This is a genomic window from Micromonospora sp. NPDC049114, assembly GCF_040648635.1.
Lineage (GTDB): Bacteria > Actinomycetota > Actinomycetes > Mycobacteriales > Micromonosporaceae > Micromonospora.
This window is the reverse complement of record NZ_JBEZEA010000005.1, coordinates 43,372-64,291: the sequence shown is the minus strand read 5'-3', so window position 1 is coordinate 64,291 and position 20,920 is coordinate 43,372. Positions and strand designations below refer to the sequence as shown.

19 protein-coding genes and 3 pseudogenes are annotated in these 20,920 nt (G+C 68.5%); 9 read left to right on the top strand and 13 right to left on the bottom strand.

Annotated elements, in window-relative coordinates:
* Nucleotides 1-224: 224 nt before the first annotated feature.
* Nucleotides 225-1,100, top strand: a complete 876-nt coding sequence (locus AB0B39_RS17190; protein WP_357489335.1) for an AfsR/SARP family transcriptional regulator — start codon at nucleotides 225-227, stop codon at nucleotides 1,098-1,100.
* Here AB0B39_RS17190 and AB0B39_RS17185 read toward each other — a convergent pair.
* Nucleotides 1,036-1,848: an SDR family NAD(P)-dependent oxidoreductase gene (locus AB0B39_RS17185; RefSeq protein ID WP_357574774.1), complete on the bottom strand. Its 813-nt coding sequence runs from the start codon at nucleotides 1,846-1,848 to the stop codon at nucleotides 1,036-1,038. The genes AB0B39_RS17190 and AB0B39_RS17185 overlap by 65 nt on opposite strands.
* 348 nt (nucleotides 1,849-2,196) lie before the next feature.
* On the opposite strand from AB0B39_RS17185, the pseudogene AB0B39_RS17180 reads away from it, so the two are divergent.
* Nucleotides 2,197-3,047: pseudogene (locus AB0B39_RS17180) on the top strand (IS5 family transposase).
* Between the two features lie 23 nt (nucleotides 3,048-3,070).
* Here the strand turns inward: AB0B39_RS17180 and AB0B39_RS17175 are convergent.
* Entirely contained in the window at nucleotides 3,071-4,375 is a 1,305-nt protein-coding gene (locus AB0B39_RS17175; RefSeq protein WP_357574773.1) for a CHAT domain-containing protein, read from the bottom strand.
* 3 nt (nucleotides 4,376-4,378) lie between these two features.
* Between AB0B39_RS17175 and AB0B39_RS17170 the strand changes: the two genes are divergently transcribed.
* Complete coding sequence (locus AB0B39_RS17170) at nucleotides 4,379-4,879, top strand: hypothetical protein (RefSeq protein ID WP_357574772.1); 501 nt, start codon at nucleotides 4,379-4,381, stop codon at nucleotides 4,877-4,879.
* A gap of 177 nt (nucleotides 4,880-5,056) precedes the next feature.
* Here the strand turns inward: AB0B39_RS17170 and AB0B39_RS17165 are convergent, their stop codons facing one another.
* From AB0B39_RS17165 to AB0B39_RS17145, 5 genes are all read right to left on the bottom strand, one after another.
* Nucleotides 5,057-5,806: an ABC transporter permease gene (locus AB0B39_RS17165; RefSeq protein WP_357574771.1), complete on the bottom strand. Its 750-nt coding sequence runs from the start codon at nucleotides 5,804-5,806 to the stop codon at nucleotides 5,057-5,059.
* A gap of 33 nt (nucleotides 5,807-5,839) precedes the next feature.
* Nucleotides 5,840-6,526 (bottom strand): VTT domain-containing protein, encoded by a 687-nt coding sequence (locus AB0B39_RS17160; protein ID WP_357574770.1) that lies wholly within the window; start codon nucleotides 6,524-6,526, stop codon nucleotides 5,840-5,842.
* 33 nt (nucleotides 6,527-6,559) lie between these two features.
* Nucleotides 6,560-7,099 (bottom strand): phosphatase PAP2 family protein, encoded by a 540-nt coding sequence (locus AB0B39_RS17155; RefSeq protein ID WP_357574769.1) that lies wholly within the window; start codon nucleotides 7,097-7,099, stop codon nucleotides 6,560-6,562.
* Between the two features lie 95 nt (nucleotides 7,100-7,194).
* Nucleotides 7,195-8,580: a HAMP domain-containing sensor histidine kinase gene (locus AB0B39_RS17150; protein ID WP_357574768.1), complete on the bottom strand. Its 1,386-nt coding sequence runs from the start codon at nucleotides 8,578-8,580 to the stop codon at nucleotides 7,195-7,197.
* 2 nt (nucleotides 8,581-8,582) lie between these two features.
* Complete coding sequence (locus AB0B39_RS17145; RefSeq protein WP_357574907.1) at nucleotides 8,583-9,260, bottom strand: response regulator transcription factor; 678 nt, start codon at nucleotides 9,258-9,260, stop codon at nucleotides 8,583-8,585.
* 272 nt (nucleotides 9,261-9,532) lie between these two features.
* On the opposite strand from AB0B39_RS17145, the gene AB0B39_RS17140 reads away from it, so the two are divergent.
* From AB0B39_RS17140 to AB0B39_RS17130, 3 genes and pseudogenes are all read left to right on the top strand, one after another.
* The gene (locus AB0B39_RS17140; protein WP_357574767.1) at nucleotides 9,533-9,826 is read left to right on the top strand and encodes a FeoA family protein; all 294 of its coding nucleotides are present in this window, start codon (nucleotides 9,533-9,535) and stop codon (nucleotides 9,824-9,826) included.
* Between the two features lie 50 nt (nucleotides 9,827-9,876).
* A pseudogene (locus AB0B39_RS17135) lies at nucleotides 9,877-11,774 on the top strand (ferrous iron transporter B).
* 4 nt (nucleotides 11,775-11,778) lie between these two features.
* Nucleotides 11,779-12,315 carry a NifU family protein gene (locus AB0B39_RS17130; protein ID WP_357574766.1) on the top strand — a complete coding sequence of 179 codons (537 nt, stop codon included), beginning with the start codon at nucleotides 11,779-11,781 and terminating at the stop codon, nucleotides 12,313-12,315.
* Between the two features lie 306 nt (nucleotides 12,316-12,621).
* Here AB0B39_RS17130 and AB0B39_RS17125 read toward each other — a convergent pair.
* Nucleotides 12,622-12,929 (bottom strand): annotated as a pseudogene (locus AB0B39_RS17125) (transposase family protein); the annotation flags it as partial.
* Nucleotides 12,930-13,023: 94 nt separating this feature from the next.
* Between AB0B39_RS17125 and AB0B39_RS17120 the strand changes: the two are divergent.
* Nucleotides 13,024-13,293: a hypothetical protein gene (locus AB0B39_RS17120; RefSeq protein WP_357574765.1), complete on the top strand. Its 270-nt coding sequence runs from the start codon at nucleotides 13,024-13,026 to the stop codon at nucleotides 13,291-13,293.
* A gap of 896 nt (nucleotides 13,294-14,189) precedes the next feature.
* Here the strand turns inward: AB0B39_RS17120 and AB0B39_RS17115 are convergent.
* Complete coding sequence (locus AB0B39_RS17115; RefSeq protein ID WP_357574764.1) at nucleotides 14,190-14,429, bottom strand: hypothetical protein; 240 nt, start codon at nucleotides 14,427-14,429, stop codon at nucleotides 14,190-14,192.
* A 336-nt stretch (nucleotides 14,430-14,765) separates the two neighbouring features.
* Here AB0B39_RS17115 and AB0B39_RS17110 point away from each other — a divergent pair, with 336 nt between their 5' ends.
* Nucleotides 14,766-15,299, top strand: coding sequence for a hypothetical protein (locus AB0B39_RS17110; RefSeq protein ID WP_357574763.1), 534 nt, complete (start codon nucleotides 14,766-14,768; stop codon nucleotides 15,297-15,299).
* Nucleotides 15,300-15,352: 53 nt separating this feature from the next.
* The gene (locus tag AB0B39_RS17105; protein WP_357574762.1) at nucleotides 15,353-15,505 is read left to right on the top strand and encodes a CbrC family protein; all 153 of its coding nucleotides are present in this window, start codon (nucleotides 15,353-15,355) and stop codon (nucleotides 15,503-15,505) included.
* A 663-nt stretch (nucleotides 15,506-16,168) separates the two neighbouring features.
* Here the strand turns inward: AB0B39_RS17105 and AB0B39_RS17100 are convergent.
* From AB0B39_RS17100 to AB0B39_RS17085, 4 genes are all read right to left on the bottom strand, one after another.
* On the bottom strand, nucleotides 16,169-17,431 hold the full coding sequence (locus AB0B39_RS17100; protein WP_357574761.1) for an IS256 family transposase: 1,263 nt from the start codon (nucleotides 17,429-17,431) through the stop codon (nucleotides 16,169-16,171).
* 275 nt (nucleotides 17,432-17,706) lie between these two features.
* The gene (locus tag AB0B39_RS17095) at nucleotides 17,707-18,207 is read right to left on the bottom strand and encodes a tyrosine-type recombinase/integrase (protein ID WP_357574906.1); all 501 of its coding nucleotides are present in this window, start codon (nucleotides 18,205-18,207) and stop codon (nucleotides 17,707-17,709) included.
* Nucleotides 18,117-18,662, bottom strand: a complete 546-nt coding sequence (locus AB0B39_RS17090; RefSeq protein ID WP_357574905.1) for a phage integrase N-terminal SAM-like domain-containing protein — start codon at nucleotides 18,660-18,662, stop codon at nucleotides 18,117-18,119. Before AB0B39_RS17090 ends, AB0B39_RS17095 begins: the two co-directional genes overlap by 91 nt.
* Before the next feature lie 1,571 nt (nucleotides 18,663-20,233).
* The gene (locus tag AB0B39_RS17085) at nucleotides 20,234-20,773 is read right to left on the bottom strand and encodes a DUF1877 family protein (RefSeq protein WP_357574904.1); all 540 of its coding nucleotides are present in this window, start codon (nucleotides 20,771-20,773) and stop codon (nucleotides 20,234-20,236) included.
* Nucleotides 20,774-20,920 lie beyond the last annotated feature (147 nt).

Below are 20,920 nucleotides of genomic sequence, written 5' to 3'. Positions count from 1 at the left end.
CGGTCATCGTCACGCTACGACCCCCAGTGGGCCGCCGCCGGCTCGAAGGTCCACTATCCGACCCTTCCCGGTCGACCTGTCGGACCGCCCCCACCAGCCCGCCAGGCCGGCGTTAAGGGTCCGTCAACTCCGGCCCGGCCTCATGAATGTCGCAACTCGTCCCGCAGCCGCAGCGCGCCCGAGAAAGGACCATCTATGAAAAGCAGGCACGACGGGCCGCTGTCGTGAGCGTTTTCGGTGACTCCGTTGTCCCGGCGGGCCTGACAGTTGGGGTGCTCGGGCCGACAGTCGTGCGGCACTACGGCCGGGCCGTCGCCGTCGGCGGCCCGGCGCCGCGTACGGTGTTGTGCCGATTGGTCATCGCCAACGGCCGGTTCGTGTCGATCGATGCACTGGTCGATTGTCTGTGGCCGCACGACCCGCCACCGAGTGCCCGGATCACCGCGCAGGGCTACTTGTCCGTGCTGCGTCGGACGCTTGAGCCCGACCGGGCGCCACGTCAGCCCGGGCGGGTGCTCGTTCGGGATGGCGCCGGGTACGCGTTGCGGTTGGGGTCACGCACGCTCGACGTCGATCAATTCAGCAGGGCGGCGGCCCAGGGCCGGGACCTGCTGACCACCGGTGCGGCGCGATCCGCGCTGGTCCGGTTCGACGTGGCGCTCGCACTCTGGCGGGGATGGGCGTACGCCGACTGCGCGGACCACGAGTTCGTAGTCGCGGAGTCGCATCGGCTCCAGGAGCTGCGGACCGGTGCGCTGGAACACCGCCTGGCCGCCCTGGTCGAGTTGGGCGCCAACGATACGGCCATTGCGCAGCTCCGGGCGTTCCTCATCGAACACCCGCTGCGGGAGCGGGGTTGGGCGCTGTTAGCGCAGGCGTTGTACCGGGCGGGCCGTCGAGGGGACGCGCTGACGATGCTGCGCGAGGTGCGGAACCGACTGATAGACGAACTCGGTGTCGAGCCCGGACCGGAGCTCGCCGAGCTGCACCGCGACATCTTGGACCAGACGCTCGCTCCGCGGCCAGCAGCGAAGATCAACGGTCAAGGTGCTGGCGCGAACGCGCAGCGGACGCCTCCTCAGGCAGTTGGACGCCGGTGAGCTCACCGCAGCGCGTGAGCAGATCGTCCAGCAGTCCCGGGTCCATGCTGGAGAGGGACGGCCGCCAGTCGCGTTGACTGAAATAGTGTCCACTGACCAGGACGTCGGCTTCGGTGCCTACGGCAAGGCGCACCTGGGCCCGCGCGGCCTCGTCGGGGCTCGTCGGCGCAGCGTCGCCGCCCATCTTGGTGCGCACCCAGCCGGGGTCGACCGCGTTGCTCAAGGTTCCGGGCCATCGACGGGCGACGGCGAACGCGAGCATCAGGTTCAGCAGCTTCGAACTGGAGTACACCTCGACCCCATTCCACGGGCGGGTGTCGTACTGCAGGTCGGCGAGGTCAACCACACCGTCCGTGGCCATCGCCGACGACACGAACACGAGACGCTCCGGCTGGGGAAGCAACGCCGTCAGCAGGTACGGCGCGAGAACGTTGACCTGAAAGGTGGACTCCAGCCCATCCCCGGTCAGCTCCCGCTCCAAGGCGTCCAGCCGGGCGATCCCAGCGTTGTGCACGATGGTGTCGAAGCGTCCGTGCGCGGCCAGTGACCTGGCGAGCACGACGGTTTCCTCGATCGAGCGCAGATCGCCGACCGCAATCCCAGCCGCCGCCGGGAGCGCCGTCTTGGCGACCGCCGCCCGCTCCTCGTTGCGGGCGTGCAGGACCACCTGATGCCCCCCGGCGACGAGTTGGGCCGCGGTTCGCAGGCCAATGCCGTCCACCGAGCCGGTGACAAGAATGTTGCGCATGCCGTTCCTTCCGTCGTTTTCGGCTTGACCCTGGCACGACGGTTGGGAATCGATTGGAACCTCGTTGGCGACCGCCCGCCACACCAGGGACTGTGGATCTAACGGCACCTCTCTGTGTCAAGGCGTTGGCAACAGAGAGTTCTCCAACTTGTTGAATCGGCAGCGGAGATCGGGGTCTGCAGCCATGATCTTCGAGGTTGTGGTCGGGGTCGCTCGGGAAACACCTGCCGCCCACGGGCTGGCCCTCGAACGGCCTGCGCCCCGGGCACGACCGCCGGCGAGAGTGGCTCGAGAGAGGTCTGTTTAGGCGGTGTCTTCAAAGGATCTTGGTGTCGGATGATGTAGCGCGTGGGTCGTCGCTACGAGTTGTCTGACGCCGAGTGGGAAGCCCTGTCGCGGTATCTGCCGTCGGCGGTGACCGGTGGTCGGCCCCGGGTCGATGACCGGCGGGTGCTCAACGGGATCGTGTGGAAGATCTGGGCCGGGGCGGCGTGGCGGGATGTGCCCGCCCGGTACGGGTCGTGGCAGTCGATCTACACCCGTTTCCGGAGGTGGGCGTTGGATGGCACGTTCGAGCGGATGCTCGCCGGGGTGCAGACCGACGCGGACGCGGCCGGGGATATCGACTGGTTGGTGTCGGTGGACTCGACGATCGTGCGAGCCCACCAGCATGCCGCGGGCGCTAAAGGGGGACCTGCGAATCGGACGAACCACAAGATCACGCCCTCGGTCGAAGTCGAGGTGGACTGACCACCAAGATTCACCTCGCCTGCGACGGCCTGGGCCGGACCCTGGCGTTCGTGCTCTGCGGCGGGAACGTCAACGACTGCACCCGCTTCACCCACGTCATGGCCGCCATCCGCGTTGAGCGCCCGGGTCCTGGTCGGCCTCGCGTTCGCCCGGACCACGTCATCGCGGACAAGGGCTACAGCTCCAAGGCCATCCGGGCTGACCTGCGCCGGCGAGGCATCGGGCACACCATCCCTGAACGCGCCGACCAGCAGGCCAACCGCCGCCGACGCGGCAACCGAGGCGGCCGACCACCGGTGTTCGACAAGCAGATCTACAGGCGGCGCAATGTCGTCGAACGCTGCTTCAACCGGCTCAAGCAGTGCCGCAGCGTTGCGACCCGCTACGACAAGACCGCGACCTCGTACCAGGCCACCGTCACCATCGCCGCGCTACTCCAATGGCTGTGAACCTTTGAAGACACGGCCTAGGGTTAGGCACCGAAGTGGATCAAGTTCGCCCAGAGGCTGGGCTGGTTAGGACGGGTTTCGCGTAGCCAGCGGATCGAGCGGTGCAGCGCGGTCTCGGCGTCCGGCGCACCGTCGGCCCGCTGGCCGAGTTGCTCGTAGAGGCGCTTGGTCAGGTCGACGGCGACGGCGTCGTCGAGCGGCCACAGGGTGCCGACGACCTGCCGCCATCCGGCGTACTGGAGTGCCGCGGTCAGGGTGATGGCCTCGTCGGTGTTGGTGACGCCGGCGAGTGCAGTGTGGCAGGCCGACAGGAAGGCGAACTCGCCGCTGGTTGGCACGGCGCGCAGCCGGGCGATGGAGAGCAACTCGCCGCCTGCCAGTAAGAGGCCGCTGCGCGACGGTTGCTCCAAGTGGACAATGGCGTGGCAGCAGAAGTGGCTCCAAGAGGCGTGGGTCAGGGCGGCGAGCACCGCGGCGGGTGTCGCCTCGGAGGAGTCCAGCCACTCCGCTGGGCGATCGGCCCCGCTCGCCACTGCGGCCGCCTCGGCCTTCGCTCCCTTGAGTTCCTGGCGGGGCAGGTCGCCGACCGAGACCACCACTAGTGACGCCGGCTTCGCGGGCCGAGGCGCACGGCTGTGCCGTAGAGCCGCCACGGTCGGGGTGTACGACGAGACCACGCGGTCCAACATGCCGGGCGAGCCGTCGCGTGGTTGCGCGGCGTGCAGCGGCAGCATCGCAAACAGCCCGGTGGGGCACCACCAGAGCCGGCCCTGTCGGCTGCCGCCCAGCGCGCCAAGGACTGGCCGCCCAACCGCGTGCCACAGCCAGTCGAGCAGGTCAGTCAGATCCCGCTCCATGCTTCGAGCTTCTTCCAGCACCGACACCAGGTGTTGCCGAGCCCGCCGGGCCAGCTCGGCCGGCCCCGCGTCGGGCAGCGGGACGACCTCGACGCCGGCCGGGGTCACCACAAGAGCGTCGCAGCGCCACATGCTCGCGTTGATGACCACGATCGGACCGTCGGCAGACGCGTCCCGGATCATGCTCGCCGACGGTGTGCCGAGGAAATCAGTGAACCGCGGATCGGTCCGGATCTCCCCAACCAAAGCCGTAATCTGGTCTGAGAGGGCGGCCCGGTTGGCGACGTCGCCGCTGTCGGCACGCAGTTCACCGAACAGCTGTTCCAGCTTGATGGCCGCTGCGGGCCGCTGGTCGTGCAGGTCGGCGAGGATTTCGGCGGTCTGGGGCTGGGTGCGAGTGTGACCAGTCTGCTGTTCTTCGGCACGATTCTGGTTCTCGTCATCCGTGAACAGGTTCTGGTCAGTCGCCATGGTGTGGCTGTCAAGGGCGCGGGGCCGCTGGGCGGCCACCGGCAGGACTACCTGTGGGCCGGCGCGGCGGTCGTAGCTGTCGCGCTGGTCGGGCTGGTGCTGCGGCCGGCCGCGGACCCTACGCCGACCGCCGCGCCTGTGCCGATGACGACCGCCCAGCCCGGTAGCCAGGCCGGCGGCCCGGCAGCCCTCCCGCGGCAAGCTCATCCGACCACGAAGCTGGGCAACCTGGGCGCCTTCGCGGTGATCGTCACCGACGTCAAGACGAAGGTCGCCAAGGACGACCTGGTGGGCGGGAAGGCCCGGGTGAAGGATCTCGAAGTGGCCTGGGACGACGCCGAGGCGGGGCTGAAGCCGCGCGGTTCGGCGAGATGGCACCAACTCGACGACCAGATCGATGCGGTCCTGACGGCCCTGCGGGCGTCGAATCCGGTGCAGGGCGACTGCGCCTCGGCGGTGGACACCCTGATGACGACCCTCAATCAGTACGACGGCGTCAGCTGACCGCTCACCCCGGGGATCGGTCGGCGGAGCGGCGACCGGGTGGCCGCGCCGTCGGTCTGAGTGGCCTGACCGACGACGCGTGCGGCCGGGCGTCGAAGCGGTCTTGATCGAGGCCGGGACCACCACGGGTCGCCGTCGCGGGGTGTGGCGGGCGCGAGGCGGGGCGTTTCACTGCGTTCACGGTGATCGCGGGCGCAGCCGTCCCCGCGCCATCAATTCGATGGTGAGGACGATGGCGGTGGCTTCGACCGCGAGGAGACCGACGAGGACGAACAACTGGGTGATCCCTGCGGTCAGGGGACTCGCGCCGCCGAGGAGGACGCCGACGAAGGCGCCGGGGAGGGTGACGAGGCCGACGGTGCGGGTCTGGTCGAGGGCGGGGATGAGTGCCTGACTGGCGGCGGGGCGGCAGACGAGCAGCCGGGCGTCGCGCGGGAGCAGTCCCAGCGCGAGGGCGGCTTCGACCTCGCCGCGTCGGGCGCGCAGATCGTCGTTGAAGCGCCGCCCGGCGAGGCTGGTGGCGGTCATGGCGCCGCCGGTCAGGATGCCGGCGATGGGGATGATCGCGATGCCGCGCAGGGGCACCAGCCCGGCGAGCAGTAGGGCGGTGACGACGGTCAGGCTGGCGGTGGCGATCGGGACTGCCGCCCACCAGCCGTACGGCCCGCCGGTGATCCGCCGCCCGGAGGTGCCGGCGGCGACCGCGCACATGAGCAGGACGAACGCCCCGGTGGCCCACAGCGAGCCGACGATCGCGGTGATCACCAGCGACACGACGGCCAGTTGCAGTGCGGCGCGGGCGGCGGCGACGGCGATCTGCCGGCCGTGCCCGAGCCGTCCAAGGGTGGCGATGGCGGCTGCGGCGGCGGTCAGCAGCGCCAGCGCGACGGCGAGTTTCGGCCCGAGCACCAGCATCGTCGAGGTCATCCGGCCAGTGTTGCCTCAGCATCGACGCGTCGTTCAGTCCGTGCGGGAGTGGTTCCCGGCCACCGCCGCCTCGGTGGCCGAGCTTGCCGAACGGCGGCGGGAGCGCAGGAACTGGATGCCGAGCGGCAGGACGGAGACAAGCACGATGGCGATCAGGATGAACTCGATGTTCGATTTGACGAAGCTGATCTGCCCGAGGAAGTAGCCGAGCACGGTGACGCCGGTTCCCCAGAGAACCCCACCGAGGATGTTGTAGGTGATGAAGGTGCGGTAGTGCATCCGGCTTACGCCGGCGATGACGGGGGTGAAGGTCCGCACGACCGGCACGAAGCGGGCCAACACGATCGAGCGGGCGCCGTAGCGGGCGAAGAAGGCGTTGGCCCGGTGCACGTTCTCCTGCTTGAACAGCCGTGAGTTGGGGCGACGGAACAGGCTCGGGCCGACGCGCTTGCCGAACAGGTAGCCGACCTGGTCGCCGGCGATGGCGGCGACGGCGACGAGCAGACAGACCAGCCAGAGCGGCTGGTGCAGGTAGCGGCTGTCGGCGACGAGCAGCCCGGCGGTGAACAGCAGCGAGTCGCCGGGGAGGAACAACCCGATGAGCACTCCGGACTCGGCGAAGATGATCGCGAGGATCCCGATCAACCCGAAAGTGGAGATCAGCCATTCCGGGTCGATGAAGCTGGGGCCCACGGCGAGTAGCGCTTGAGGCGTGGACATGGCATGACCTCCGGAACGAGGGGCGGGGGGTGCTCAGGCGGTGGTGTCGAGGCGGCGGCTGGTACGGCGGTCGTAGGCGCGGCCGACGACGCCGATGGTGGCGACTGCCGCGGCGGCGATGAGCGCGCCGACGAGGATGTCCCCGGGGTAGTGCACGCCGGTCCAGACACGGGCGAAGCCGATGATGCCGGCGAGCACGCTCAGCGCTACCCCCCATCGACGGGACAGAAACGCCCCGACGGCGAACGCCACCGCGAACGCCGCGGTAGCGTGGTCGCTGGGCAGCGACGCTCCGGCGGCGTGCGGGATCAGTTGGTGTACGGGGTGGGTCTGGAAGGGCCGTACCTCGGTGCTGAGCGCGGCGACGGCCAGCCCGACGGCGAAGGCCAGCGCGAGAGACGCGACGACGCGCACCAGGGCGGCGTGCCCATTCCGCACGTGAGCCAGGACAGGGATTGCCGCGGTGGCGGCGAGGACCCAGATCAGCCACACCGCTGACCATTCGAAGACGTCGTCGACGGGGTCGCTTCGGCCGGCTGCGGCGTTGACGATCTGGAACAGGTGATAGTTCATCGCTCCCCCGTTGGTGGCTCCGGCCCAGACAGCCGCCTCTCGCTCAGGGTGCCGCGCGCCACCTTAGAAAAGCCTGAAACTGGCCGGTGCCGGCTTTAGCGATGGTCCGATTCGACGTCGCTGGGTAGAAGGATCCGGACGGTCATGCCCGGCCCGGGCACCGCCTGCACGTGTCCGCCATGAGCCGCGACGACCTCGCGGGTGATGGCGAGGCCCAGGCCTGTGCCGCCCTCCGGGCGGGTGCGGCTGTCGTCGAGACGGACGAACCGGTCGAAGATGCGTTCCCGGTCGGCATCGGGGACACCGGGTCCGTCGTCGGTGACCTCCACGCACCCCCACCCGTCGCGCACCGACACGCGCAGGGTCACCGAGGTACGGGCGTGGCGTGCGGCGTTGTCGGCCAGGTTCCGCAGCGCGCGGCCGAGGTCGTGGGCGTCCCCGGCCACCCGTACCGGGGTGAGGTGGGCCCGCACGGTCAGGTCCGGACGGTGCGCCGCGAGCCGGTCCCGCTCGGTGTAGGCGAGGTCGTCGAGATCGACGTCGTCGCCGCGCCCGGTGGCGCCGCGCTCGTCGATGCGCGCGAGCAGCAGCAGGTCCGCGACGAGATCGCCGAGTCGGCTGGCCTCCCGGCGCAGCAGCGCGACCAGGTCGTGCTGATTGTCAGGCGTGGGTGCCCCGGCCAGGCGGTCGAGGCCGGCGCGCAGGGTGGCCAGGGGGCTGCGCAGTTCATGGCTGGCGTCGGCGACGAACCGGCGCTGGCTCGCCGCGGCGGTCTCCAGCCGCTCGAGCATCAGGTTCATCGTCTCGGCGAGCGCCGCGACCTCATCTCGGACGGCCGGCACGGGCACCCGGGCATGCAGGTCACGGGCGGTGATGCCGGCGACCCGGCGGCGGATCGCCTCGACCGGGCGCAGGGAACGCCCCACGAACCAGAACACGGCCGCGCCGACCACCAGCAGCATGGGCGCCAGCCCGGCGGCCAGGATCGCCGCGACCGCCTCGGTGCTCTCGTTGACCGGCCGCAGCGACTGCGCCACCAGAACCGTGCGTACACCCGAGTCGGTGGCCACGCCTTCGGCGGCGATCCGGAAGGGGTCCTCGTCGGCGAACGGCAGCAGCCGCTGCTCGCGCAGCAGCTGACCGGGCCGGGGCCGCAGCGGGGACAGCGGCGCGGCGTCGCCGAGCGCCGCGGAGGCCGCCTCGACCCGCCCCGACGGGTCGAGGACCTGCACCAACGTTTGCTCTCCTGGGCTGGGCCTCAGGGTCTGGGCGAGCGCGTCCTGATCGCCGGCGCCCACCGCCGCGATCACCTCGGCCGCCCGCTGCCGCGCTGCGGCATCCACGTTGCCGGCGAGATCCGTGCGGGCGAGGTAGACGAACGCCGCCGCGCCAACGGCGAAGGCTGCCCCCACGACCGTGGCGGCAGCCAACGCCGAACGCAGCCGTACTCCCAGATGCCGGCGGATCCACCCGATGGCCATGCTCAGCCGCCGTCGGCTGCCAGGCGGTAGCCCATGCCCCGCTCGGTCTGGATGGCCTGGCGACCGAACGGTTGGTCGATCTTGCGGCGTAGGTAGCTGACGTACACCTCGACGATGTTGGGGTCGCCCTCGAAGTGGGCGTCCCAGACGTTGTCGATGATCTGCCGTTTGGACACTACGTCACCGCGGTGCCGCATCAGGAACTCCAGCAGCGCGAACTCCCGCGCGGTGACCCGAACCGCCCGGCCGGCCCGACTGACCTGCCGTCGCGCCGGATCCACCCTCAGGTCCCCGGCGGTCAGCACAACCGGCCGGGCAGGCGCGCCACGGCGCACCAGAGCCCGCAGCCGAGCCACCAGCACCACGAACGAGAACGGCTTGACCAGATAGTCGTCGGCCCCCAGGTCGAAGGCGTCCGCCTGGTCGTACTCGCCGTCCTTCGCGGTCAACATCAACACCGGCGTCCACACGCCCCGTGACCGCAGCCGCCGGCACACCTCGTAACCGTTGAGACCGGGCAGCATGATGTCCAGCACGATCACGTCGTACGGGTTCTCCGTGGCCGCCCACAACCCGTCGGTCCCCGTGTGCTGCACATCCACGGCGAAACCCTCGTCCGTCAGGCCGGCGCGCAGCACCTGCGCCAGAGCCCTCTCGTCCTCGACGACCAGCACCCGCACCCTGCCCACCCCCTTCCGGAACATCAACGTTCGCACCCTGGCGCCACCGCAGGACACCCCGATCATCGCGCGACGCGCGTGGGTGGATCGGTGAGCCGGGGCACAGACGTGCCGCGTCACGGTTACCGCGACGGGTCCGGCCGCCACGAGGCCGACCACGGCCGCTGCCAGTACAACCAGCACGGTACGTGGTCGTGGTCGGACGGCCGACCACCCGGCTGGAGTTCGTCACACGCCCTGGCAGGTAAGGTCAGCCTTCCTTATGTGAGCTGGTGCTGCTGAGACGTCCTGTTGTCGCACGAACCGGCCCCGCGGTATGTGCCGTCGAGCCGGGTCGGCTCGCTGACCTGCCGCCGGGCAGCCGCGCCACGATCGTGGGACTGGCCGACGGGGCGCCCCCTGCCACGGCCCGCCGGCTCGCGGACCTCGGGTTCACCGCCGGGACGCCGGTGCACGTCGTGCGTCGCGCGCCCCTGCGGGATCCGGTGGTGTACCGGGTCAAGGACTACGACCTGTGCCTACGCCGCGCGCAGGCCGCGCACGTGCTGATTCGGGACGCGCGGTGAGTGACTCGGGATGCCACGCTGAGGCCGCACGTGGCGCCGTTGACACGGCATTGCCGCGCTTGGCCCTGGCGGGCAGCCCGAATGCCGGTAAGACGAGCATCTTCAACGCGCTGACCGGTCTGCACGCCAAGACGGGCAACTACCCCGGTGTGACGGTGTCCCGATTCGTCGGCACTCTGCAGGCGGGTGAACGGCGGTACCTGATCGAGGACCTGCCGGGTACCTACAGCCTGGACCCGATCAGCCCTGACGAGCAGATCATGGTCGACGTTCTTGACGGCCGTCTCGGCGGTGACGCATCGCCGGACGCGCTGCTGGTCGTGGTGGACGCCACCACGCTGCGCCGCTCGCTGCGGTTCGTCGCCCAGGTGCTGCGCCGCGGCCTGCCCACCTGCGTGGTGGTGACCTTCACCGACGAGTTGTCCGCCCGGCAGGGCCAGCTTGACCTGCCGGCGTTGCAGCAGGCACTCGGCGTGCCGGTGGTGCGGGTGCTCGGCAATCGCGGGAAGGGCATCGACCAGCTGAAGGACCAGATCGAGCGGTGGCAGATGTGGTCGTCACCGGCCCTTCCGCCACCGGACGACCCTGCCGAGGCGGACGCGTGGGCGGAGTCGGTGTTGAGCTTCGCCGGCTACCGGGCCCCGGGACGGCACCGCATCACCCAGCGCGTCGACGCGGTGTTGCTGCATCCGCTGTGGGGCACGATCGTGTTCCTCGCCGTGATGGTGCTCTTCTTCCAGACCGTGTTCACCCTGGCCGCACCCCTGCAGGGCTACGTGGAGACGTTCTTCGGGTGGCTGTCCGGGCTGGTGGCCACCCACATCGGCAACCTGTGGCTGGCGGGACTGCTCGGCGACGCCGTCATCGGCGGCATCGGCGCGGTGCTCGTCTTCGTGCCGCAGATCATGCTGCTGTTCCTCCTGATCTCCCTGCTCGAGGGCGTCGGCTACATGTCCCGCGCCGCGTTCCTGATGGACCGGGTGATGGCCCGCGCCGGCCTGGAAGGCCGCGCGTTCGTGGCCCTGCTGTCGTCCTTCGCCTGCGCGATCCCGGGCATCATGGCCACCCGCACCCTGCCATCGGCCAAGGACCGCCTGGCCACCATGATGGCAGCGCCGCTGATGACCTGCTCAGCACGGCTGCCGGTGTACGTGCTGCTGATCGGACTGCTCGTCGACCCGGCCGCCAGGTGGGGGCCGCTCGGAGCGCAGGGCCTGGTCATGTTCGGCATGTACCTGCTCGGCGCGGTCTCGGCCATGACCGCCGCATGGGTGTTCAAGAAGCTCAGCGACCGCACCGGCCCGCTGCTGCCGTTCTACATGGAGATGCCCCCTACCGGATCCCCTCGCCCCGATCGGTGCTGATCGCGGTCGGCGACTCGGCGAAGTCGTTCCTGCGCAAGTGCACCACCATCATCGCGGTCACCACCGTCATCCTGTGGCTGCTGCTGAACCTGCCCCTGCACTCGACCGCAGACCTGCGCGCCCACGGCGTCGACCCGGGCAACGACACGGCGGTCTCCGCCTACGTCGCCGACCACAGCTACGCCGCCGACCTGGGCCACCTCGTCGCACCGGTCTTCGACCCCTTGGGCTTCGACTGGCGAATCAACATCGGCGTGCTGTCGGCACAATCGGCACGGGAGACGTTCGTCGCCACCCTCGGCCAGGTCGCCGCCGCGGAAAACCCCGACGAACCGTCAAAGGCACTCAAGGCGATGACCTACACCGACGGGCCGCACGCAGGGCAGCCGCTGTTCACCGCACCTACCAGCGCCGCGCTGCTGGTCTACTTCGCCTTCGCGTTGCAGTGCATGGCCACCGTCGGCATCATCCGCCAGGAAACCGGCGGCTGGAAGTGGCCCCTGATCGAGTTCGGCTACCTGACCGCGCTGGCCTGGATCATTGCCTACCTGGCCCGAACGATCACCGCACTGCTGACGGGGTGACGTCATGATCCCCATCCATCCCCAGCCTGTCGCGGGACACGCCGAGCAGCTGCGCTGGGTCACCCCCGACGGCGTACTGCCCTTCACCGGTGTCGCCGGCGACCTGCCCGCCCCGCTTGCCGCCCTACGCGACGACGGGACCCTCGCCCAGGTCCGCGTCGAACCCGCGGCGATCGTCACCACGCTGCATCCCGGCCGGCAGTGGTCACACGACGGTGCCCGGGTCCGTACGGCCCTGCACGCTGCCCTCGCCGCCCCTACCGGCTGGAGCCCGGCCGGCATCTGCGGCGAGCCGGACGACGGGCCACTACGTGACGCCGCGCAGGGGCTGCTCGACGGGCCGGTCGGCGACCTCGCCCGCTCCCACGGCGGCCACATCGAGCTCGTCGACGTTCGCGACGGCACGGTCACCGTCAAGCTCGCCGGAGCCTGCCACGGCTGCCCCGCCGCCCGACGCACCCTCCGCCAGGGACTTGACGACCAGCTCCGCCGCAACCACCCGCAGCTGCGCGCCGTCACCGCTGACCCGAGCCGCGACTGACCCGAGCCGATCTGCGTGCCCGCGCGGGTGGGCAGGCTTCGGCCATACCCACCGTCACCTGCGACATCAACGTGCCGGCGTGCCACCTCCCCGGCCCACGCCTCGGACACGAGGTGCGACAACCGGAGTAGGAGGCACTCACCCATTCCGCCGGCATTCGACGCCTACGTCGCCGCCGATGGGTGGAGGTCGACCACGCGGGTGGTCCAGCCGGTCATCAGGGCGGGGTCGTGGGTGATGAGCAGGACTCCGGCGTCGTGTCGGCGTTGGTAGTCGGTGATGACGGCGGCGACGTGCGCCTGGGTGGAGGCGTCGTCGGCGCACCGGCGCCAGGGCCAGCAATGGGCCGAGGGTGTCGATGACCCGATGCGCGGCGGAGTGCGACACCCAGAACAGCGGGCCGATCTGGCGCATGGTCAGGTTCGTGCGCCAGTACACGGCCACCAACAGCACCCGATCGGGCAGGTCGAGAGCCCATGCCGGCCCGGCCGCCCGTCACTGATCGCGTCACCGCCACGCTCGGCGACCAACCGGACCAGCTGGCAGAACTGGACGGGCTGCAGCCCGGTGAACGGGAAAATCCACGCCGGACGGGCTGCGGTGATCACCTGCACCCAGGCGGCCTGACCGGCCGTCTTCAGCAGACAGTCACCGGGGTGAGAAGATCTTCCTTGGACGATCTTCGAGTGGTGCTGGAATCCTGCTCAGTTGAGCCATGACCAAGCGCAGGTGCTGTCTGGTGGTACCAACTGTGCCGTCGTGCAGCTTCCGGGTAGGGCATTCCCCGGCATCCACCTGCAGGGCGATACGTTCGCTGCCCTGCTGGTGCAGCTGGCGGACGCGGCGCGCCTACTGCGCCATGACCCCGGCGACAGCGTAGCTCTCGACGAGCTGGACGAGGCAGTCGGAGAGGCAGTGCGCTTTCTCGGCTTCTACGAAGCGACGCTCTCGGAGCGAGGGATCCAGCGGCCGTACTGATACGGCGGCCACCGGCGGCAGCTCACCTCGAAGACCACCGTCGGTCGGACCACCGCCCCAGCGACGGACATCTCACCATCGCCGAGATACGAGACGTCCCTTAGGGCAGCGGCCCACGATCAGCTTGGGAATCGCGTTGATCTACACGGGGCGTAGCGACATTCTGGGGGCATGCGGCGCGCGGCGTGTCTGCCTCGCTGATCGGGCGTCCCGCGCTGCCCATACTGACCGCTGCATCGGGCACGCTGCGGGCAGGGTCATCTGACGTCGAGGAGGGTCGTCATGGCGTTGGTCAAGAAGGGCTCTCGGCTCATAACGGTTGACGGGGTCACCTACAGGTGGCGAGTGCGCGGCAAACCAACCTATGTCCAAGGGCTGTGTGAGCGGCCGCTCGCTGTCGCTGTGGAACAGGTCGATTGCAAGGGCGGGGTGTTGCTGGCCAGCATGCCGCAGGACCATCCAAGTAACTGGATCGGCGGGTCGGCCGTGCCCGTTCTTCCGTCGGCGGTCGCTGCGATTGTCCGCAAGGCATTGACCGAGGGATGGCAAGCTACCCCGTCAGGCGCGGCCTTCCGCATGACTGCGCCCTTGGCTGATGACACGACGTCTCGGTGATCGGGCCACGTTTGCTGTGGAGATCGGCGAGGTCGAGCCGCACCAACTCCGCGTCGTCGACCTCTGGGTGGCCGGCAAGAGGCTGACCACCGAGGACAACTACGCCTTCCTCCCGTTTTTTATCCGCGTAATGCGGTCGAGCGCGGCGCAGGTGCGCCGACGCGACGTCAAGCCCTGTCCCTTCCCGGGCCGCACAGCGGAGGAGATCTTCTGGCTGCTCCGCGCAGATGAGACGGAGTTTCGGGAGCAGTTCTACGCTGACGCGTTCCACGCCACTCAGCTCACCACGGCCCGTCCCCATACAGCGTCGCGCACGCCTCAGCGACCTTGAGTGCGGCTTTGCTGATCTCCAAGTTCGCCTCCACCGCAGTCGACTGCTCCCCGTTCAGGTCCGCGGTCTCCCGAGCGTTCACCGCGTCCGGCAGGTCCCGGCCGTGCGCCGACATGATCCGGTCCGCCGACTTCAACGCGTGCTCGGCGGTCTTACGAGTGTCCGCGAGGTTCTCAAGGATCTTCAACATGTCCGTGGGCAGAGTGTGGCAGGCCAGGCGGTTCCAATCCTGGGCAGCGGCGCCGGGGCTGAACTGGCGCCGGCGGCGGTGTTGTTAGACCCGCTAGTGCCGCAGGCGGTCATGCCAGCGGCGACGGCCACAGCGAACGCCAGAGCGGCGTAGCGGGCAAAGCGGCGGTTGTGGTCGGTCACCAGTTCGCCTCCCAGCAGGAAGTGTGAAGTCGGGTGAAGCAGGTGCCATGTTGAACACGGTCGGGTGGACTCTTGCCAGGGTTGTCATCAACCGGACAGCCGCCCGGCGGGGTGCAGGACCACCCCAACCCGGGTGCTGCCGGAAGATCGTCCGATGCGCCTTCAACACGGAACCGTCGTCCTCGTCGCCGCACTCGCCCTCACCGCCGGCTGCGGCGCGACCACCCCCGACACCGCGAGCAACCCACCGCAAGCCATCCCAACCACACCTGCGGCCACCCCGGCGCCCGCCGCTGCGACACCGCTCACCGCCGAGCAGGTGCTGGCCAACCTGACCGCTGCGAAACTCGGCCTGACAAAGGGGGCTGTACAGGACGAGGACACCGACCCGAACGACCTCCTCGGGCGGCCCAACGGATATCTATCCCGGGCGTCCGCTGACCTGCCCGGTGGCGACCCAGAAGCCGAGAAGTTCGGCATCGACCGAGGACTCGTGGTCGAGGTGTTCGCGGCGGCAGCGGACGTGGATCGCAGGTCGGAGTACATCCAGACGGCATTGAAGTCCGCGCCCATCTTGGGAACCGAATACCACTACCGGGCAGACAATGGCCGAGTGTTGGTGCGGGTGTCCGGGAAGGTAAAGCCCACGGCGGCGAAGAAAATCGAGGCTGCGGTCTCCGCCATGTGAGCGAAGTTCGAAGGTGTGCGTCGTTACCAGGCGGCGTACCACATCATGTGCGGATGGTGGCCGACCGGCAACCGGAGCACCATGGCCGACGTCTTCGGGAAACCGAAGAGTTCCTGCACCGGCTCGACCGCAATGGCGAGCCCCCCGCCTACCTGTTCCAATGCCTGCGCTGCGGAACCCACCTCGCGTCCTGGGACATCGGTTGACCCCGCCCAACGCCGCGACGCCGACGCACTCACTTCGACACGAGCGGACGCCGTCCGACCGCCTCCGCGGCCAGCGTTGACCGCTTCGAGCATGCCGAAGAGGTCAGCTCAGGAGGTTGCCCGTGGGATCGGTGTCTCGAATGATGGAAACTGCGGCCGACTCCAGCAAGCTCACCCGCAACGCTCCACATCGGTCTGCAGCACATCTACAGACGTGACCTCAGGCGAACCGAGACGCCGGCTGGCGCCAGACATCCCGGAAGCAGCAGCCTGACCACTTCGACCCCTAACAGGACGCCGCACCGACTCTGACCTGCGGCAACGTGGAGCCGCAGGATGGGGTGGGTGCAGTTGAGCGCCGTTCGTTACCGTTGGACGCAGTTCAAGGCCGTTCAGGGCACCCCGCTGCTCCCAACCTGCTCCCCCAAACCGGGCTCGCATCGGGCCGCCGACCGCCGACCGCTCGTGGGCTGCCGGCCCGGTGCGGTTGGCACCAGCGCTGGCTCCCGCAGCCGTATCGGTCGAATGGGAAGCACGCCCGCGATCGCCGCTCCTAGTCAGCCGTGTGAGCGTGCGCCTGTAGGTGGAGGTACGAACAAGGACCCACCTAAGGCTGGGAGTGTGTCGATTTCCGTGTTTGGGCCTGTGGTGTGATCGATGCTGTTAGATGGTGATCCGGTCGCCGTAGGCGAGGATCAGGGCGTTGAGGGCCTTGGCCCAACCGTAGACCCGGCCGGTGATGCTCCCGCCGCCCCGGCGTTTCTGCTGGACGACGAGGTAGAGGACCTTCATCGCGGTCTGCTCGGTCGGGAAGTGCCCGCGCCGGCGGGCGGCCTGCCGGAACCGGGCGTTGAGGGACTCGATGATGTTGGTGGTGTAGAGGACCTTGCGGACTTCGTGGTCGTAGTCCAGGAAGGGGACGAACTGCGGCCACGACTGGCGCCAGAGTCGGATCACGGCGGGGTACTGGTCACCGAACTGCGTGGCGAACTCCTCGAAGCGGGCCTCGGCGGCGGCGACGGTGGGGGCGGTGTAGATCTCCCGCAACGCCGGGGTGATCTTCTGCCAGTCCTTGCGATTGGTGTAGCGCAGGCTGGCCCGGACCAGGTGCACGACGCACTGCTGGTGCACCGCCTGCGGCCAGACCTGCTCGATGGCGTCGGTCATGCCCTTGAGGCCGTCGGAGCAGACCATGAACACGTCCTCGACGCCGCGGTTGCGCAGTTCGGTGAGGTAGCCGGCCCACTGCTTGGCGCCCTCACCGCCGGTCCCGGCCCACATGCCCAGCACGTCACGTTCCCCGTCGAGGCTGATCCCGACCACGACGTAGACGGGCCGGTTCGCGACCTGCCCCTGGCGGATCTTCATGACGAGGGCGTCGATGAACACCACCGGATAGATCCTGTCCAGTGGCCGTTGCCGCCAAGCCTCCATCTCCTCCAGGACGCTGTCGGTGACCCGGCTGATCAACTCCCGGGACACGTCGGCGTCATACACATCCGCCAGGTGCGCGGAGATCTCCCCGGTGGTCAGCCCTTTGGCATACAGCGACAGGATCGCCTCGTTGAACCCGTCCAACCTGCGGGCATGCTTCGGGACGATCCGCGGGGCGAACGAGCCCGCCCGATCCCGTGGGACCTGGATCCGCACCGGCCCTACCTCGGTCTGCACCGTCTTCGCCCCGTGCCCGTTGCGGATGTTGGTCCGCCGGCCGGTCGCCTCGTCGACGCCGACCTCGTCGAGGTGGGCATCCAGTTCCGCGTCGAGCGCTGATTCAAGGACCGTGCGGGTGATCCCCGCGAGGAGGCCACCCGGCCCGACCAACGACACTCCGTCGGCCTTGGCCCGCTCGACCAGCTGCTGAGCGAACTCCACCTCCGCCGCCGTCGGTTCAGGAAGCTGAACAGCGTTCTTCTTGTCTGCCATGACGTGGTCCTTCCCGGACAGGATCAACGTCCTGTCCAACGGACCACACCCAGGTCAAACACGGAAATCTACGCAGTCCCGTTCGTCCGTGACATCGCTTGATCAGCGCTGAGGCATCCCGCCATGCGGTCTGTCGACGATGAGCAGCACGCCGGGAATCTGCATCGGCGTGAGTAGGCCGAAACCGGCCGGATTCGACTCAGGTCCGCCGATCAGCGACGAGACAACGCGGTCGGCCAAGCCCCACTCGGTTCGACCGACCGTGTTGCCGGCGGCTACACACCTTCCCCGATGCCCAGTTGCACCTGGATCTCCTGGGCGCGTTCCGCTGCCGCGCTGGCGCCGTAGTGCCGGGGCATGTCCTCGGAGGTCCAGCCCAACAACAGCATCAGGTCGCCGGTGTTCCCGCCAGCACGTTTCCACTCGTGGGCGAAGTTGTGCCGCCAGCGGTGGGCGTGCACATTCGCCACGCCCGCGGCGAGACCCAATCGCTTCAGGCGAATCTTGATGCCGTTGGCCGCCAACCTCCGTCCACCACGGTCGGCGAGCCACAGATCCGGCAGCTCCGAACCCTTGTGCTTGCCCCGCGCGCGTAGGTAGCGGCTGATGGCCCGGGCCGTCTTCGGCCCGAATCGCACCCGGCGGTCCTTGGCGCCCTTGCCGTGGTAGTGCACCGACTCCGTGTTCAGGTCCACATCGTCGAGCAGCAGGTTGCCGACCTCCGACAGCCGCGCTCCCGTGTTGTAGTACAGGCGAATGATCGCCTCGTCGCGCAGCTGCGGGAAGGTCTTGCCCTTGCAGGCGTCGAGGAGCTTCTTCGTGTCCTCGTTTGGATGATCGGGATCAGCTTCTGTGGCGTCTTGGGCTGCCGGACCCGATCCATTGGAGACCGGTCGATGTCCTCCTCAGCCAGCAACCACTTGAAGAACTGCTGCAGACCCTTGTGCTTGTTCAGCGCGGTCGACGGCGACCGGGTCTCGATCATCCATGCCTGAAACGCCTCCGCATGCCCCCGGGTCACCTCAGTCGGGTCCTTCGCAGCGTCGACGGCATCGGGGTCAGGCGAATGCTCGGCCAGGTAGCGGGCCAACTGTGCCGCGGCGAGGAGGTAGTTGTACCGCGTCGTCTCCGGATAGTTGCCCGCCCGCAGCGTCCGGTCCCAGTCGCGCAGGTACCCCGCCCAGGTCGAGGACAGGTCGGTCGTGAGCTTGGTGAGGTCCAGTAGAGCCATGTCGGTCACCCGTCGAGTCAAGGGGTCGATAAGCGGCGTGCTCGACCTCGACGAACCACCATGAACACAAAAAAGAGGTTTCCACAGGCTCTGACCTGTGGAAACCCTCTCGCTGTCGGGACGGCCGGATTCGAACCGACGACCCCTTGTTACCATCCGTGACCAAGTCGAGCTTGTCATTGATTGTCAACCAAGGGCGTTAGGCTGCACAGACACGATCAAGCAGTGGTCGCTTCTTGTCACTGGTTGTCAACGGCAGCCGGGGGTTTTCGGGGGGTAAACGGGGGGCAGGCCGAGAGGACAGCACGGGGTCCCACCGCGCCCGCTCCCCCACCATCGGGGACGTGCCGTCACCAGGAAACAGCGTGCGCCTGCTCGGCGCGACTCGCACCACGAGCAAGGGGTTCGTGTCGGTGGGGCGACACGAACCGGCGACACGAACCATTGCCCCACCGACGATGGCGCTCAGCGCAACTCTGAAGCTCGCGCAACTCTAGCTGCGGTGATTGCTCTCCGGATTCGCCGAAGGGGCCGTCTGTCAGCGTACGAATTCGTGTCCCCAGATAGATTCGATGAACGTGGCCAGGCTGTCCAGTGAGGCCAACGGGCTGGGTTGGGAGGCGAAACTGCCCCCGGGGCGCGGCGCCGCCGGCCGCGGTCAGAGCGGCGCTGGCAGGGGTGGGTGCAGCTTAGCGCGGTGCGACGCCGTTGGACGCAGTTCAAGGCCGTTCAGGACACCCCACTGCTCCCAACCTGCTTCCCCCGGGCTCGCCACGGGCCGCCGATCGTCGACCGGTCGTCAGGTGCGGGAGCCATTGCTGTAAATGGCCCCAGCGCTGGCTCCCGCAGCCGCATCGACAGCGGTTGGTCCAGGAGAAGGTGCACTCAACGGCCCTGTGGCGGTGCAGGACGATGAGGGTGGTCTGCCCGGCAGAGTTCGCGACGATCCATACGATCCACGCGAGGTGGGGCGCGCCCAGCCTCGACGAGCCGGCCAGTGTAGCCGCTGTCGATCCAAACGAGGCGGATGGTGCGAAGCAAGACCCACAGCCCGCTCTGCATCCCTGTCAGTCGGAGGTGTTGACGATGCGGCGTCGCCGGCGGATGGCTGCTTCGCCTCGGGTGAGACACCGCGAAGCATGCCGCCGAAGGGCCGCCCCTCGGATCATGGCCTCTGACGCGCTCGGGGTAGGTCCCATAGTCGCGGTCCAGGCGGCGGTGGGCGGTGAGCCGGGCCAGGCTCCGTTGCACGGCCCAGCGACGCGGATGTACGACGATGGATACTTCCCCGGTCTGCCCACGCACTGCGGAGAAGGCAGCATCGGCTCGATGCTGCCCCACTAGCATCGGGTCAGACGGGTAGCGCCGCACTCGATCCATGCCTGCCTACCGACCGAGTGCGTCCAGCGACCGGACCCACTGTGCGACACAGTCGACCGGCCCACATTCCCAAACGCGCGCTCTCAATACAGCGGTGCAGATGCGGCACCAGGCTCTTTGCTGACCTGATGCCGCATCTGCCTCGAATAGGTGGTGCGCATCCGACGCTAGTGTTGGATCATGCGCCGGTTTCAGCCAGCCCAGAAGACGGTACATTGGTTATGGCGGGCGGCTGCATCAAAGAAGGCTACCAAACGGTGATACCTTTCGCCCACGACCTGCGCAGCATCGTGCACTACCTCGTCAGGGATCGTGATGCGGCTCCCCTCCATCAAAGCGATCGATTTCAGGTAGTCGGGGGAGCTTGGGTCAAGGTCGACGTGTTGGCCATCCTCCGCCTCGAGCACGGCCCGCATATGCGGCACCAGGAGATCAAAAGACACTCGATTCAGGCACTCAGCCCCTTGCGCGACCTCGTCTACGTTTAAGTGCCGTGAGCGAATTTCGTCTCCCCATGCCCTGCGCTCGTCTGGAAAGAGCGATCCACCGGTGATGGGATTGATGGGAAAGTCCGCAGCATCCATGAGTGCGGCGAGCCTCCTCCAATCCCGATCCAGGTCCAGGCGGCGTACCGGATCGAAGTCCGCAAGCCGGTCGTATGCATCCGCGACTCTCAAACGACGAATCTCTTCCAACTCGCCTATGCTAAGCCGCGCAAGATCCCCTAGCACGCTCACCGCAACCCCCCAATCACTATCATGGCCGCAATCGGCTTTCGCTTGCCATTATTGCGTCGTACTTTCTCTCAACCATCCAGACCCGGAGGCATGGGGCAATATCCGGTGTATCCGAACTCACACAGATATTCATCCCCCTTC